The sequence below is a fragment of the Saccharicrinis aurantiacus genome, assembly GCF_947489045.1.
Classification (GTDB): Bacteria; Bacteroidota; Bacteroidia; order Bacteroidales; family Marinilabiliaceae; genus Saccharicrinis; species Saccharicrinis aurantiacus.
On the sequence record NZ_CANLCN010000001.1, the window covers coordinates 651,745 to 668,428 of the forward strand.

Below are 16,684 nucleotides of genomic sequence, written 5' to 3' on the forward strand. Positions count from 1 at the left end.
ATGGGTGTTTCAAGGTTCTCGCGAGACTTAGATTATCCAATCTCATCCATTTTGTGTGGTTTAAATAAGAGCATATAATTTGATGACTAGCTAAAGGCATCAAATAAACGATTCAAAAGAAATTGAAAAATGATTCAAGAGAATTTCTCAACAAAAAAGCGCGATAATAATACCGTGCACATGCAAGCTGATTTTGTAGTAGTCGGAGGAGGATTATCGGGTGTTTGTGCCGCAATAACAGCAGCACGTAAAGGAACTAAAACCATCTTAGTTCAGGATAGACCTGTATTGGGAGGGAATGCATCGTCAGAGGTTCGCCTATGGGCTTTAGGGGCAACTTCGCATATGGGAAACAACAACCGCTGGTCTCGCGAAGGCGGAGTTATTGATGAGATATTGGTAGAAAACTTATATCGCAATAAAGAAGGTAATCCAGTTATTTTTGATACCATTTTATTGGATAAGGTAGTTAGCGAGAGCAATATCATATTGCTTTTAAATACTTCGGTTTCTGAGGTGGAAAAGAAGAATGATAGAAATATAAAAAGTATAATAGGCTTTAATAGTCAAAATTCAACTGAATACAAAATAAGTGCACCATTGTTCTGTGATTCTACAGGTGATGGTTTGGTTGCTTTTCAGGCGGGTGCGAGTTTCAGAATTGGTGCAGAATCTAAAGAAGAATTCGGAGAGCTTTTTGCTCCAGATAAATCCTATGGGGAGTTATTAGGACATTCCATGTTCTTCTATAGCAAGCCAAGCGATAAGCCCGTTAAGTATGTGGCGCCATCCTATGCATTAAAAGATATTAGTGCCATTCCTCGCTATAAAATCATCCGTAAAGATCAAACGGGTTGTAATTTCTGGTGGTTTGAGTATGGAGGTCGTTTAGATACAATACATGAAACCGAAGATATTAAATGGGAGTTGTGGAAAGTAATATACGGCGTTTGGGATTACATTAAAAATTCTGGTGAATTCGAAGGCGTAGAAAACCTCTCTTTAGAATGGGTTGCCAATGTTCCGGGTAAACGCGAAAGTCGCAGGTTCGAAGGTTTATATATGATGAAGCAACAAGATGTATTAGGCCAACAGAAATTCGATGATGCGGTTGCATTTGGGGGATGGGCTGTCGATTTACATCCTGCAGATGGTGTTTATAGCGAATTATCAAGTTGTACACAATGGCATTCAAAAGGTGTGTACGATATTCCTTATCGCAGTTTTGTAAGTAAGGATATCGACAATTTATTCCTTTCAGGTCGTAATATTAGTGCTTCTCATATTGCATTTGGTTCTACGCGGGTAATGCTTACCTGTGGTTTTGGTGCTCAGGCAGTAGGGATGGCAGCTGCTATTTGTAATGAGGATAACTTGTTGCCAGCACAAATCTTGGAGAATGGCAAAATAAAGCATCTTCAAAACGAATTAAATAAAACAGGGCAAAGTATTTTAAATAAACCAATTGAAAGAAGTGTGAATTTAGTTAACGATGCAGAACTTACAGCTTCTTCATCTTTACAATTAACAACGCTGCCAAATAGTGGAGAATGGTTAAAGTTAGGTGTTTCTGCAGCGCAAATGCTACCATTAAAGGCCAATCAGAAATATGCATTTAGCGTGCAGTTAAAAGCTGATGCCGATACCGAATTGGAAGTGCAATTGCGAAGATCAGAATTGGCGAGTAACTATGCACCCGAACTAATTTTGGAAAGTAAAACAATCACCATCAGTAAAGGAATACAAGATGTTACGTTTGAATTTGATACTACAGTTGATGAAGATTTGTATGGATTTATAACTTTCATGGCAAATGAGCACTTAAGTATAGCTGAGAGTAATACACTAGTAAGTGGTGTAATGACCGTGTTTAATGGGGTAAACGAAAAGGTATCTAATAATGGTAAACAAACGCCTCCTGATGGAATTGGAGTTGATGAGTTTGAGTTTTGGATTCCAAATCGTCGTCCAGAAGGTAAAAATATAGCCATGCAAATAAGTCCAGCTATTTCATCCTTTGATGTAAATAATATTGGAAATGGCTATGTGCGTCCTTGGTTGCAAGCCAATGCTTGGGTTGCTGACATTAACGATAGTCATCCAACATTAAAAATTGAATGGAATACAGAAAAAGAACTCTCTTCTATACGTTTATTTTTCGATACAGATTATGATCATGCTATGGAAACAGTTCAGTATGGACATCCAGAGGAAGTAGTTCCATTTTGTGTTCGCAATTTTACAATTAAAACACTCGATGGCGTTGTAATTAAGGAAGTAAGAGGGAATTATCAGACCATGAATTATATACAAATTGATGAAGCAATTAAAACCAAAGGTTTAATCATAGAAGTGGAGCACCCATCAAAAGATGTGCCTGCTTCGATCTTTGAAGTTATCTGTTAAAACAATTTGTATTATCCGAAGTACTTAGCATTTAAGGCTTCGGATAGTTAGGTTTTTATTGAAATGGAGTTTAGCTAAAAATAGCCCTAGATAAATAAAATATGGATTTGAGTACTAACTATTATTTTCTATGATTAAAAACTATTTACTCTATATACCAATTCTAGTATTAACTATTGTATCGTGTGCTAAAGAAACAAAGCCTGTTAATATTTTATATATCATGTCTGATGATCATACCACACAGGGCATTGGTGTATATGGAAGTAGACTTGCAAAATTAAATCCAACGCCAAATATTGATGCCTTGGCGGCGGATGGAATTGTATTCGATAATGTATTTTGTAACAATGCTATTTGTACGCCTAGCCGGGCTAGTATTCTTACTGGACAATATCCACAAACCAATGGAGTACTCGATTTGCACGCTGCCCTACCAATTGAGAAACAGTATCTGCCGCAGGAAATGAAAAAACTTGGTTATCAAACTGCAGTTATAGGAAAGTGGCATTTGAAAAATGAACCCAGTAATTTTGATTATTACGAAGTGCTTCCTCTGCAAGGAAAATACCATAATCCAGATTTAATATGCAGAGATGGAAGTATTACAAAAAACATCAACTTTGGAAATGGGCATAAGCGTGAGCTTAAGGTTAATTCATACAAAGGTCATTCCTCAGACATTATTACTGATCGATCGCTAAATTGGCTTAAAAATAAGCGCGATAAATCTAAACCATTTATGCTGCTGCATCAGTTTAAAGCACCTCATGATATGTTTGAGTATGCCGAGCGATACAGTACTTACCTTGAGGATACTTATATTCCTGAACCAGCTAGTTTGTATCAATCGGGAAACCATGGTTCCATAGCGACTAGGGGAGAAAATGATGCTCTAATACACGATATTGGTTCTTCTGTAGGAATGCGTAATACCATTAGAGGGATGGGGCGTACTTTAAAAATGGGATTAGATCCTAATGACCCACAGCATAAACACAAGGCTTATCAAGAGTATTTGAAGCGTTATTTGCGTTGTGTAAAGGGAGTTGACGATAATATTAAACGTCTTTTAGATTATCTTGAGGAAACGGGAGAGTTAGACAATACCATTATTATTTATACAGCTGATCAAGGTTTTATGCTAGGGGAGCATGATTATACTGACAAACGTTGGATGTACGAAGAATCAATGCGCATGCCTTTCATTGTGCGTTATCCAAAAGCATTTAAAAAAGGGATACATAGTGATATGCTAATTAATAATACTGATTTTGCTCCTTCAATTATTGAAATGGCAGGAGGGATTATACCAAAGTATATGCAAGGTTCTAGTTTTAAAAGTTATTTAGATACAGGAGTACAGCCCGCTGATTGGCGCACATCAACTTATTACAGGTATTGGATGCACATGGGCAGTCGACATGCAAACCCAGCACATTTTGGTATTAGAACTAAAGATTATAAATTAATTTTCTTTTATGGCAGATATTATAAACCAGGAACAAAGTCTGATACCTGGGGGAGGTACGATTTTGATACTCCTGTAGCTTGGGAGTTTTATAATTTAAGGCAAGGTCCCGAAGAAATGCAAAATGAGTATAACAATCCAAAATATGCCGGTGTAATTGCTAATATGAAAGAAGATCTTTTACAAAAGCGAGCAGATTTAAATGAAGAAGATGAAGATTATCCCCACATTCAGGAAGTGATCACAAAACATTGGAACGACTAAAATAGCTTTAAACACCTTCATAAACAGATAAGAAATACTACTATGACAAATAAACTTATAATTCGCAAAGCATGGCAATTTTGCCTTTTTATTGCAATAATATTTTCAACCAATAGCTATGCTCAAACAGGCGAAGAACAACTCTCTTTAAATGGCGATTGGAAATTCTATGCGATCGATGGCGAAGGTTCAAACTATATGAATATCCAGGCGAATGATAGAGATATAATTATTGATAATGCGGATTCATATACTGAACAAAAAGGGAAATGGAAGATATCCAAGAATGGAGCACGAGAAACAAATTCTCATAAAGTTGATTACGCCCAACATTATTTCACATTAACAGAACTTAATGGTGGTGATAAAACAGACGATTCTTATTTTAGGTTTCTACCTAATCTAGAAAAATCAGGATATTACGAGGTGTTTACTACTTACCCTTTTGCATCGCACTTAACTGCTAAATACAAAATAAAGCATGCAAATGGTGTTGATACACGCTTTGTGAGTCAACGGGTTTTCTGTGGCGAATGGAATAGTTTAGGTATTTATGAGTTTGACACTAAGGATAAAAACTATGTTGAATTAAGTGCTATTGTTAGTGGAGGCGTTGCAGCCGATGCGGTAATGTTCAGAGAAATATCTAAGGAACAATATCTACAAGCAAAAAAATTGCCTTCGCAAGTTTACTTAACCAATTTCGACGATTCAGAGTGGCATAACCTAAAAGTACCTGGCCATTGGGGAATGATTAATGAATTTTCGAATTACACGGGTAAAGCGTGGTACCGTAAAGAAATACAAATTCCACAAACTTGGAAGAAAGAGTCGGATGAAAGGTATTATTTGAAATTTGCTGGCGTTTATCATATTTCGCGGGTTTATTTAAACGGAAAGTTTATCGGAAAGAATAGGGGAGGGTTTACTCCTTTTGAGTTTGATGTAACAGACGCTTTGAATTTTGATGGAAAAAACCTTATTGCAATTGAAGCTGATAATAGTGCTATTGTTGGAGCCACATGGAATTGGGGAGGGATTATTCGTGATGTTACGCTCACAAAGAATAAACATGTTAGGATTGATTATCAATACATTCATGCAGAACCTAATTTAGAAAAAGGTACAGCCCAATTAAAGCTTAAACTTAGAATTGAGAATAATTCATCAACGGAAAGATCCATCAAAATAAATAGTAATATATTGGATGGTTCTAAAATAGCCACTTTAAAAGGCACAGTAAAAGTCGGGCCAAATAGTGCAGAAGATGTTTATTTAGAAAGTAGTTTGAAATCGAAGGATGTTGAATTGTGGCATTTTGATAACCCAAAGTTATATCGGATACAAACCAGCATCTCGGAAGGGAAAACTGTATTAAATAGAAAGGATGATCATTTCGGAATACGTAAAGTTGAACTAACGAATTCTAAAATGCTATTAAATGGAGAGGCTGTCCGTTTGGCTGGGTTTAACAGGGTAAGTGAGCATCGCTATTGGGGATCTTCTGAACCATTGGAGGTGCTTGAAAAGGACGTTGATTTGATGAAAGAAGCTGGGGCTAATTTTATGCGCATTATGCATGGAACTCAGAATGAAAAGTTAATGGATTTATGCGATAAAAAGGGAATCTTAATATTTGAGGAGATTAATGTAAGAGATTTGGATAATGATGAATTTAGGGCAAACTATTATCCGCTTGCTAAGCTTGAAAAGGAAAAAGGAATTAAGCTTAATCCTGAAGAAGAAGAAATCTTAATGCTTGATGAACCTTACGTTATGCTAACAAAAAAGCATGGCATCGAAGTTTCAGAAAAGAACTACTTTTTAGCAAAATATTGGTTAAAAGGTATGATTGAGCGCGATATGAATCATCCAAGTATTATTGGTTGGAGTGTAGGAAACGAGTTGAACAACCATTACGAATATGGTCGCGATGTAATGGATTACGTAAGAACGGAGCTCGACCCTTATCGTTTGCTTACTTGTGTTAGTAATTCCGGACAAAAGAAAGATTATACACCCGAAACTGACCCGAATACTTTTGTAGATATTATCATGCATAATATGTACCGCTGGCAAGGTAAACCTCAAGAAATATTGGATGCCTTACGCACCAAATGGCCTGATAAACCAATTTTTATATCCGAGTTTGGTTTCGATCCTTTCCCATCTACGGCTTTAGATTCTGATAAAGAAATATTCTCGGAGTGGACCAATAACTTCCGACACAAAAACGAGTTTGTAATTGGAACTTCCATGTGGACATTTAATGATTATCGCAGTGGTTATGCAGCTACAACGGCTGAGGAAAATAGAGTTTGGGGTGTAATAACATCTTGGCGACAAAAAAGACGATTGTTTGATCGTATAAAAAAAGAGCATGCTCCGGTAACTGATATCGAAATTAGTAATATCGATTTTAACAGTAATACAGCAAATATCCGAATGCCCATTCGCAGCGCAAGTGATTACCCTAGCCATGCCATGTATAACTATACATTGGTTTATAAATTTAGGAATAGTAAGGGCGAAATTATTTCGGAAGATAGCATTGAGTTGCCAAATTTAAAACCTACTGATGAGGAATGGAAAGGTACTATCTCATGGAAGACTCTACCTTCTGATATTTTAGATTTGACGGTTAGTTTGGTAACACCAACCAATTATTCAAGGTTAGATAAAACCATTTCGTTTCAGAACGCTATTACCCCAGAAATATCAGAAATAATTCCTGGAAAGAATGCTGTAAGAATTCTGTTTGATAAGGTTCCGAATGCCACAGAATACTTTGTAAAGTATACCGGAACTGATGGTGTTGAATATGAATCTTATAAAACAATAACTAACCGTATTGATATTGATAGTTTAGAAAGTGGTATAAAATATACTTTTAAACTGTATGCACTTAACGATAATGGTTTAAGTAAGCCATCTGCAGTAAAAGAGGAAACAACAAATAGCAAAATACTGCCTCCTGTTATTTGGGATTCGTTTATAGCTGATAATAAGTTGGTAATTGGCTATTCAAGTGATTTTGAAGATGGCGATTTTACCTTTAAATATGGAAAGTCTAAAAATAATTTAGACAAAGAGTTTACTTCAAATGTGAGAGGTATGGTTTCTATTGATTTAGAGGGTGAAGAAATGCTCTATTTTAAGGTGAAGAGAATGCTTAATGACGACGAAAGTAATTGGTCACAAGTAATTAAAGTATCTCCTAATAGGTAAAGAATCTAAACATATCGTGGTGAAATCTAATTGAAGAAAGTAGCCATTTGTAAAAAACAAAACTCATGAAGCTTAATTGTATCATAGCAAGTTTGGTAATAGTAATTTTAAGTGCTTGTCAGCAGCCGAAGTCAACTGTATTAGATTTAGTCTTTGGCGAAGTAAGCGAACAATCTATTTTTTCGGGTGGCGACTCTATGCTACATTGGGGTGGTTCTATAATTAAAGACGATGATGGACGCTATCATATGTTTTACTCAAGATGGGAAAGAGATCAGCATTGGGCTTGGGTTACGCACTCAGAGATTGCACATGCTGTGTCAAATTCTCCCTTTGGGCCTTTTGAACACAAAGATGTTGCTTTGCCACGAAGAGGTGCTGAGTATTGGGATGGTTTATGTACACACAATCCAACAGTACATAAATACAATGGTAAGTACTATTTGTATTATATGGGTAATACCGGCGATGGTGTAAACCCATGTTTGCCAAATAAAATAGTATACAATTGGGAGCAACGCAATAACCAGCGTATCGGTGTGGCTGTGGCCGATGACCCTAATGGACCATGGAAACGTATGGATACTCCCTTAATTGATGTGAGTAAAGATAGTACTGCTATGGATGCCTTATTGGTTAGTAACCCATCCATAACCCAAGGGCCCGATGGAAATTACCTGATGATATACAAGGCTGTTGGTAAAAAGAAAAAGAGAATTTCTGGAGGCCCAGTGGTACATTGTGTGGCAACATCTAATAGTCCAACCGGTCCATTTAAGAAATACGACTTCCCTGTGTTTACAGCCGATGGGCACGATTTTCCTGCTGAAGATCCTTTTATCTGGTATCAGAATGGTAAATACCGAGCAATAGTTAAAGACATGCATGGAGCTTTTACTAGCGAAGGACAAGCTTTAGTCTACTTTGATTCAGAGGATGGTTTCGATTGGAAATTGGCCCCAAAACCCCTAGCATCAAAACTTCAGATTAAGTTAAAAGATGGAAATGTAATGAAACTAAACCATCTTGAACGTCCGCAAATGTATTTGGAGGATGGAAAAGCCGTAGCCATAGTTTGTGCTGCTGATACCATTGACTCTGATGGAGTGATTCATTCGTGGAATGTTCAAATTCCTATAATTTCTAAGAATTAATATTCAATCAGAATAGAGTAGAGGGGATTCAAATTTGAATCCCCTCTTTGTATATTACAACAATTTAAATATTTTTCAAACCACAAGAATTTCCAAATTATATTCAACTCGTTTAATTAAGCTTTCCACATCTCAGTTAAATTCATAACTTTGCGGCTTCAATAATAAAACAATAAAATAAAATGGCTCAAAAACCAAGTATACCAAAGGGAACAAGAGATTTTTCGCCTGTTGAAATGGCAAAGCGTAACTATATTTTCGATACAATTAAATCGGTATTTTTAAAATATGGATATCAGCCTATTGAAACTCCGGCAATGGAAAACCTCAGTACTTTAATGGGTAAGTATGGTGAAGAAGGCGACAAACTTTTATTTAAAATATTGAATTCAGGCGATTATTTAGCTAAGGCTGATGAGAGTTTATTGGCACAAAAGAATTCTGTTAAAACAACCACTCAAATCTCTGAAAAAGGTTTGCGTTACGATTTAACTGTGCCTTTTGCAAGATTTGTTGTGCAGCATCAAAATGAGATAACATTTCCATTTAAGCGTTATCAAATTCAACCAGTTTGGAGAGCTGATCGTCCACAAAAAGGGCGTTATCGCGAGTTCTTTCAATGCGATGTTGATGTGGTGGGTTCAAATTCATTATTTAACGAAGTTGAATTAATTCAGATTGTTGATGTTGTATACAAAGCACTAAATATTAATGTGCTTGTAAAAATGAATAACCGTAAAATTTTAACAGGAATTGCTGAAATTATCGGCGAGGCTGATAAAATTATAGATATAACTGTAGCCATTGATAAGCTTGATAAAATTGGTTTAGATAAGGTAAATGAAGAATTAGCTGCTAAAGGATTAAACACTGAGGCCATAGATAAGCTACAACCGATTATCAATTTAGGAGGTACAAATACCGATAAAATTGAAACTCTTAAAACTGTATTGGCTTCGTCGGAAGTTGGTTTAAAGGGAGTTGAGGAGATTGAGAAAGTATTAAATTATATTGAAGGAGTTGGTGTAAAAACAGAGGTTGAACTAGACCTTACTTTAGCTCGAGGACTTAATTATTATACCGGAGCTATTTTTGAAGTAAAAGCTTTAGATATGGAAATTGGTAGCATTACCGGAGGTGGACGTTATGATGACTTAACGGGTATCTTTGGTTTAAAAGATGTATCAGGAGTTGGTATTTCATTTGGTGCCGATAGAATATACGATGTAATGAATCAATTAGATTTATATCCTAAAGATTCTATTGTATCTACTCGTTTATTGTTTATCAATTTTGGAGAACAAGAAGCACTTTATTCACTAAATGCCTTACAAGAAATTAGAAAAGCTGGTATTAATGCAGAGTTATTTCCTGACGCAGCAAAAATGAAAAAGCAAATGAATTACGCCAATAAAAAAGAAATTGCATTTGTAGCATTGGTGGGAGAAAATGAAATGAAGGAAGGAAAAATCACTCTAAAAAATATGAACTCTGGTGAGCAAACTCTTCTTACCGTAAAAGAGTTAATTGAGGCAGTTAGATAAATAACACTTCATTATAATATTAACCAGAACTCTACTTGTAGAGTTCGGTTTTTTTTGTTTAAATATATAACTTAATGTTAATAAGTGTTTGAAGATTGTTTTATTGGCCAAATATTTTTGAGTTCACCCCCCTATTTAGATCCTTTTTACCTGTATTTCTGAGAATCATTAATTAGTTTTGAGCATTCCCAATAATGAAATATTTTTTAATCTATGTTTAAAAACAAAAACACTGCTAGCATGGTGTCGTATATAAAAGTCTTTGCTATATGTGGCATGCTATTAACGCTTTCTTGCCAATCAAAACATACTAAGTTAGTTCGCGGAAACTTCCAATCAGTCACAGTTGATAAGGGAAATATTGAAGTGCTTGAGCCTGCTGAGGGAACCGCACAACCTTCAAGTAAAGTTATTTTGCTTAGTCCTGTACCTAGTATAGTAAAAAAGATTTACAAAGAACCAGGACAAAGAGTAAAGCAAGGAGACGCAATTATCATGTTAGATACCAAGGGTGTTGAAAGTTCAATAGAACAGATTAACGACCAACTTGCGGTAAAATATAACAACCTTGAGAAAACAAGATTAAGTGCTCGTGCTACAAAAGCCGATTTGGCATATAATTCCGAAACTAAAAAACTAAAAATAGCATCCATAAAATCAACCATTGAAGATCAGAAACAATTGTTAGATGTAGGTGGAATCTCTCAAGCAAAGTTTGATAAAACGCAACAAGAATTGGTTTTAGCTCAGAAGGATCTAAAGCTCGTTCAAGAAAAAAACGTTATTAAATTGGCTCAACTTGCCACGGAAGAGAAAGGTTTATTGTTGCAAATTTCAATGCAAGAAAAGGACCTAGCTTTAAAGAAGGAGTTATTACAGAAGATGATAGTAAAAGCCCCTTCTGATGGTATAATTTTAAGTGTAGAAGCCAAAGCAGGAGAGAAGATTCAAGGAGAGAAGGTATTGGTAAACATGTCTGATTTGAGTAGACTAAAAATTGCGGCATCAGTAGAAAGTAAACGTAAACGGATGATTAAAACGGGTAAGCGCGCCTATGTAATTGTTGATGGAGAGCGTTTTCCAGGTCGTATAGGTTCAGTAATGCCGCAAATAGAGAATGGTAAATTACGTTTCTCAATTCATTTATCTGATGATTTACATGCGAAGTTAATTCCTAATCAGCGCGTAGATGTTGAGATTGTTAGGGCTGGTAAATATAATGTAAACCGATTAAAGGTTGGTGGTTCAATTACCGATAAAAACGATAATGAATTATTGGTTGTTAAAGGGGATAGTGCCATCCTGAAAACAGTTAAACTAGGTTTAGTTGCTGATCAATACATTGAAGTAAAGGAAGGGTTAGAAGAAGGAGATGAGGTAATTATATCTTCAGATTTTCAACTTCAAAAATTGCCTGCATATTATATCGAGAATAATTAAAAACAGATCCAATGAGAGCATTTATAGTATTCCTATTTCTGTCGGGTTTTATTGGTGCGTTTGCAATACAACCTCCAAAAGAAGAAAGAGTTAAGAAGAGCATTCCTCTAAGTTTGCAGAATGTTGTAGACTTGGCAATTAGTCAGTCATCCTCTGTAAAATATGCGCAAAATAGATATGAAAATTACTTCTGGAGATGGAAGAATTTTCAAGCTCAGTTTAGGCCACAGTTAGTTTTACGTGGTAATTTGCCAGAGTATGTTGAAGGTACGGAACCAGTAAAGCAAAATGATGGTAGTATTGAGTTTAAAGAAGTAGGTCGTTTTCAAAATACAGCGTCTTTATCAGTTAACCAGTCTATACCACAAACAGGCACTCGCATTTATGCCAGTAGTTCTATATTTAGGAATGAAGATTTAATAAAAGACGACATTAACTTTTCAGGAGATCCATTTTTGGTTGGTTTTACCCAGCCCATATTTGCTTACAATTGGATGAAATGGTCAAAAAAAACAGAGCCCTTAATTTATACCGAAGCACAGAAGTTTTATATACAATCCATTGAGCAAATATCAAGGACAGCGACATCGCGTTTTTTTAGATATATGCGAGTACAAACCAATTATAAATTGGCAGAAAACAATTTAGCTAACAGTGAAGATAATTTGCGTATTGCTAAAGTGAAAATGCAGTTAGGAACCATTAGTGCCAACGATTTTTCGCGTATTCGTTTATCAGTTTTAACAGCTCGTAAAGCATTAACGCAGGCCAATATGGACCTTAAAAATGCCGATTTTGAGTTAAAATCTTATATCGGCCTAGAACAGGCTACTGCAATTGAGTTATCGATGCCTCTTAATATGACTTTGTTTAAGGTAGATGCTGAAAAAGCATTAGAAGAAGCCAACAAAAATCGTAAAGAAAAAGAAGAGTATGAACGTAGGTTAATCGAAGCAGATAGAGATTTGACCAAAGCAAAGCGAAATAGTGGCTTGGCTGCTACTTTGCACGGAAGTTATGGTACTTCAAACATTTCGCCTGATTTAGCTGGGGTATATGATGATCCTGCCAATCAGAAAGCGGTGCGTCTATCCGTTGCAATTCCTATTTTAGATTGGGGTAAATCAAGCTCAAACGTAAAATTAGCGGAGAGTAAGCGAGATTTAGTTTTATTTGATGTGCAGCAGGATAGAGAAAATTTTGAGCGTACCGTAGTTGTGCAAGTAGAGCAATTTGGTTTGTTAAAAGAGCAACTAGAGATTGCCAAGGAAGCTGATAAAGTAGCAGGTAATGGATACGAAATTGCCATTAAGAAATTTCAGAATGGAGAAATAAGTATTACCGATTTAAATATTTCTTTATCAGATAGAGAAAAAGCTAAGCGCGATTATATTTCGTCGCTTGAATCTTATTGGGTTGCTTATTATCGTTTACGCGAACTTACCTTATACGATTTTGTAGCTGATAGCAAAATATACTACGAGAATCCTCTATTGGTTAATGTGAAAAAATAAAAATATCCATGCCTTCTATTGAATTAATAAGGAGGCATGGATATCTCTTCATATTTTTACAAAAAATTAGTTCTACACTATAGTAACTAACTATTCTGTTTGGCTCTTCCAGCTAACATCACAGGCCTCGTTTAATATTTCAAACACTTCAAACTCATCCAAATTTGTTTGTTTGAGTATGGTGTGCTTAAAATTATCGGCAAACATATTCATGTAGCTAAAATCACCACCCGAGTTCAACAACTCTTTCGCATACGTTGCAAAAAGCTTAACCAATTCAGTAATTATATCTTCTCTACTGCTGCTTGCTGTTATGTTATCAAATGGTTTCATTAATACATTGTTTTTAAATAAGTAAAAGTAAAAAAATACATAATACGCCTAAAATAATATTTGATTCTCATTCTTAATTAACATATTTTTAAAAAGTGTAGCTTTACAGTATCCACTTAATGTTATAATTTATGTTTAGTAATATTGCTCTTGATGTAGCCATTGGGCTATTTTTTATTTATGCTTTGTATAGTTTATTAGCAACAACAATTACCGAGTTAATTGCATCCATTTTTAATGAGCGAGGAAAATATCTTCGTAAAGGTATTCAGCGAATGCTCGATTCGGACACTGAAGAAACCAATACAAAAGAGAATTTTAGTGAGGAATTCTTTAAATTACCCCAAATAAAATATCTAGGTAGAAAGTTAAAAAGCGGAAAAGTAAGATACCCATCTTATATTAAACCGGTAACATTTGCAAAAGGATTTTTGAATACCTTGGGATATATAAAATCAGAAGCATTGATCCTAAGTGATTTAAAAGCAAAACTTAATTCTGATAATGAAACACATCAAATGATAATTCATTTAATTGATGAGGCAGAAGGTAGTGTAAGTAAATTTCAAAAGTTGCTTGAAGAATGGTTTAATGAAACGATGGACAGAGCGGCAGGTTGGTATAAACGAAGAATTCAAACCATAACTTTTTGTGTAGGGCTAATTATTGCCTTAGGATTAAATTTGAATACCATAGAAATTAGTAAGAAACTAGGAACAGACCCTCAAATGAGATTGGCTATGGTGGAAGCAGCTTCTGAATATGCCAAGAATTCTCAAGGGAAACCAGATGTTGAGTTATCTAAGAAAGTACATGATCTATTTGAAGAATCTCAAGAGGTAACTTCAATAATGGAAATTAAATATCCATCAGTTGCCAGTGATGCTACATGGGAATCGTGGTTTAGTTATTTGTTTGGATGTTTAATTACCGCTGTTGCATTATCGTTAGGAGCACCATTTTGGTTCGATTTATTGAATAGATTAATTAAATTGAGAGGATCAGGATCTCAAGAAAAAACAGATACTCCAACTAAATAAGTTTACTAATTATATTTTAAATAGTATGGATCTAAAAAGCATTTTACCCTTGCCCAAAGGGAATGATAAGAAGTTAGGGGAGGCTGATTTGAACCTTTACAACGAAGTAAGTTTTTCGGATAATATAAAGAAGGAGATACCAGCTATTGATTCAAAATTGAATCTGAATATAGAATCCTCTAGTAAATTAAATTCGTACATCATTAATGGTATTGATGATATTGAAGCTGCCAATTTAGAGAATTTTTACTTGTCGGAAGAGGAACTGTCTAAGGTGATTGAGCGTAAGGTAATTGTAATACATTCTCTCAACGGAAGGTTAAATGCTACCGGGGGAATTCCTATTAAGGAGATTTTACAATTTGATTTGGGTATGCGAAAAGAGATTCAATTAAATTGGTATAAACCGTATGAAAATCAATTAACCGTAAAAGAAGCATTACTGAATGATTTAAGCAATTTTAAATCTCTAGTTACCAATGGGAACGAAATCGGTTTTTGGGAGTCGAGGCAAATTAATGAGGCCTTCTCATATATTTATGATGGAGAAATAGATTTTAGTGTTGAGGTAAATTTAGTTCAACTATTGAGTGTTGTTTTTGCACCAGTGTTTTCATTGTGCAAGTCAGGATTTAAAATACCATTAGAAATAAATCCTTCCTTATCAGTAAAAGTAGAAGCCTCAAAAAAAGATGTATTTGAATGTTTGATTCAAAAGAAGAATGTTGATGATTTCCGTATTAGAATTAATAAAAAGAAGATTGCAATTAATCAGCTTTCCTTAGGCGCCAGTTTATCAATTAGTTTACTTCAATCAGATAAGGAAATGTTAACTGACCTTATTGATCAATATTTTGAAGATTATTTGGGTGATACAATCTCGGGTATTGATGCTATTTTAAACAAGTATGAGAGTTACAAAGAGGATAACTTTATTTTAAAACTGGTTGAGAAAATTAAATATGTAGGTGATTCAATTGAGGGGTTAAAATCGCATTATCAGGAGTATAAACTAAAAGTAGAATCGGCAAAAGAAGCTGTATTAAAGCTTGTTCAACAAACGGTTAAAATAGGCTTAGATTGTAGTTTTAAAAAGGTAGTAGAGACAGGAACCTTTTTAGATGCCGATATCTCCTTAAACTTATTGAAGAAACATTTAAAGGAGATTTTGATATTGGATATGCGACCTTTAATTGAAAAGGCGAAAAACGGAAGTAAGGATATTTCTGTAAATTCATATTTTAATGAGAAATCAATCACATTTGAACGTAACTTTTCATTTGGACTTTCCATAGGCAACTGGGCATTGCAATCTTCAAAGGAAGAAGTTTATTCTATCGATAAAAAGTATCACGATTTTAATGATAAACGTACTGTTTCAATTGCCTACTTATTTAATAAAGAAATAACTAATGGAAAGGAGAAACTGAAGTATGAAGTTTCTATGGCGAGTGAGAGTAATGTACCAGACGATGATATTACATACGATGAATTGGATAACACACTTTCGTTAATTGCCACAAAATTTGATAATAAAGTACGAAAAAATGAGGTTAAGGATTTAAAGGCTTTTATAACTACAGCAGTATGTTGGGGAATAATTGATGGAAATGCAAGTGCAGACTATACAGATAAATTGTGGGAAAAGGTATTTAAAACTGGCGAGGTAAGCTATGAAACTAAAATCAGTATTTCAAATGTACTTTTTACAAATGTACTCTCTGCCTTAGATGATTATATGAATGAAGAGACCATTGCTAGAGCAATGGCAATAGCTATTCTACCTACAAAAAAGATAGAGGAAAGTAATAATATGTCGGATCGAATTAATTTCTATTCGAAAATAATATTGAATAGTTTTAGGCATATAGGAACCCTTGAAAGCATTACATCAGGTGCATACCCCTCAAGTTATAAGCGCTGGGCACACAAATTATCCGATGATATTCATGATGAAAAGAGTAGTTTTATTGCTGGCGTTACAATACCTAAAATGAAAGAAGTTCAGAGTTTAGTTTCGGCAGTAAAAGTGTTCAATAATTATATAACAGAAGGTAAGCCTTTAGAGAATCATCAAGATAGAAAATCGCGTACTGCCATAAATCTGTTTTTTAAAGAATTAAGAGATATTTCTAAGGATAGAACAGGTTTTAGTCAGCGTTGGTTTGGGCAATTGCTTGTTGCTTCAGTTAAGGAGAGCGAAGCTGAATTATTAGATGAAATTAGCAAAACTTTTTCAGTAAGGTATCAAGAAAAAGGAGTTGAAAAAGTAATGCTATTTGGAGCTTGA

The 16,684-nt window shown here is 34.9% G+C and carries 10 protein-coding genes; 9 read left to right on the plus strand and 1 reads right to left on the minus strand.

What is annotated here, in order from left to right:
• Window positions 1–129: 129 nt before the first annotated feature.
• The 7 genes from QMO11_RS02360 (at window position 130) to QMO11_RS02390 (ending at window position 13,021) form a co-directional block, all read left to right on the plus strand.
• A complete protein-coding gene (locus QMO11_RS02360) occupies window positions 130–2,406 on the plus strand; it encodes an FAD-dependent oxidoreductase (RefSeq protein ID WP_282035862.1) in 2,277 nt (758 codons plus the stop codon).
• Between the two features lie 130 nt (window positions 2,407–2,536).
• Window positions 2,537–4,141 (plus strand): sulfatase family protein, encoded by a 1,605-nt coding sequence (locus QMO11_RS02365; protein ID WP_282035863.1) that lies wholly within the window; start codon window positions 2,537–2,539, stop codon window positions 4,139–4,141.
• A 42-nt stretch (window positions 4,142–4,183) separates the two neighbouring features.
• Window positions 4,184–7,369 (plus strand): glycoside hydrolase family 2 TIM barrel-domain containing protein, encoded by a 3,186-nt coding sequence (locus tag QMO11_RS02370; RefSeq protein WP_282035864.1) that lies wholly within the window; start codon window positions 4,184–4,186, stop codon window positions 7,367–7,369.
• Window positions 7,370–7,434: 65 nt separating this feature from the next.
• A complete protein-coding gene (locus QMO11_RS02375; protein ID WP_282035865.1) occupies window positions 7,435–8,523 on the plus strand; it encodes a glycoside hydrolase family protein in 1,089 nt (362 codons plus the stop codon).
• Window positions 8,524–8,705: 182 nt separating this feature from the next.
• Window positions 8,706–10,067, plus strand: a complete 1,362-nt coding sequence (hisS, locus tag QMO11_RS02380; RefSeq protein ID WP_282035866.1) for a histidine--tRNA ligase — start codon at window positions 8,706–8,708, stop codon at window positions 10,065–10,067.
• A 213-nt stretch (window positions 10,068–10,280) separates the two neighbouring features.
• Complete coding sequence (locus tag QMO11_RS02385) at window positions 10,281–11,507, plus strand: efflux RND transporter periplasmic adaptor subunit (RefSeq protein WP_282035867.1); 1,227 nt, start codon at window positions 10,281–10,283, stop codon at window positions 11,505–11,507.
• A gap of 11 nt (window positions 11,508–11,518) precedes the next feature.
• Window positions 11,519–13,021, plus strand: a complete 1,503-nt coding sequence (locus QMO11_RS02390; protein WP_282035868.1) for a TolC family protein — start codon at window positions 11,519–11,521, stop codon at window positions 13,019–13,021.
• 90 nt (window positions 13,022–13,111) lie between these two features.
• On the opposite strand, the gene QMO11_RS02395 is transcribed toward QMO11_RS02390, so the two are convergent.
• The gene (locus QMO11_RS02395) at window positions 13,112–13,354 is read right to left on the minus strand and encodes a hypothetical protein (RefSeq protein WP_282035869.1); all 243 of its coding nucleotides are present in this window, start codon (window positions 13,352–13,354) and stop codon (window positions 13,112–13,114) included.
• A gap of 131 nt (window positions 13,355–13,485) precedes the next feature.
• On the opposite strand from QMO11_RS02395, the gene QMO11_RS02400 reads away from it, so the two are divergent.
• Window positions 13,486–14,394, plus strand: a complete 909-nt coding sequence (locus QMO11_RS02400; RefSeq protein ID WP_282035870.1) for a hypothetical protein — start codon at window positions 13,486–13,488, stop codon at window positions 14,392–14,394.
• Window positions 14,395–14,419: 25 nt separating this feature from the next.
• Window positions 14,420–16,684, plus strand: coding sequence for a hypothetical protein (locus QMO11_RS02405; RefSeq protein WP_282035871.1), 2,265 nt, complete (start codon window positions 14,420–14,422; stop codon window positions 16,682–16,684).

What these genes read in the sequence shown, in the direction of transcription:
- hisS (WP_282035866.1), top strand. Translation starts at nt 8,706, where the DNA reads ATGGCTCAAAAACCAAGTATACCAAAGGGAACAAGAGATTTTTCGCCT.
- QMO11_RS02390 (WP_282035868.1), top strand. Translation starts at nt 11,519, where the DNA reads ATGAGAGCATTTATAGTATTCCTATTTCTGTCGGGTTTTATTGGTGCG.
- QMO11_RS02395 (WP_282035869.1), bottom strand. Translation starts at nt 13,354, where the DNA reads ATGAAACCATTTGATAACATAACAGCAAGCAGCAGTAGAGAAGATATA.
- QMO11_RS02400 (WP_282035870.1), top strand. Translation starts at nt 13,486, where the DNA reads ATGTTTAGTAATATTGCTCTTGATGTAGCCATTGGGCTATTTTTTATT.
- QMO11_RS02405 (WP_282035871.1), top strand. Translation starts at nt 14,420, where the DNA reads ATGGATCTAAAAAGCATTTTACCCTTGCCCAAAGGGAATGATAAGAAG.
- QMO11_RS02385 (WP_282035867.1), top strand. Translation starts at nt 10,281, where the DNA reads ATGTTTAAAAACAAAAACACTGCTAGCATGGTGTCGTATATAAAAGTC.
- QMO11_RS02360 (WP_282035862.1), top strand. Translation starts at nt 130, where the DNA reads ATGATTCAAGAGAATTTCTCAACAAAAAAGCGCGATAATAATACCGTG.
- QMO11_RS02370 (WP_282035864.1), top strand. Translation starts at nt 4,184, where the DNA reads ATGACAAATAAACTTATAATTCGCAAAGCATGGCAATTTTGCCTTTTT.
- QMO11_RS02375 (WP_282035865.1), top strand. Translation starts at nt 7,435, where the DNA reads ATGAAGCTTAATTGTATCATAGCAAGTTTGGTAATAGTAATTTTAAGT.
- QMO11_RS02365 (WP_282035863.1), top strand. Translation starts at nt 2,537, where the DNA reads ATGATTAAAAACTATTTACTCTATATACCAATTCTAGTATTAACTATT.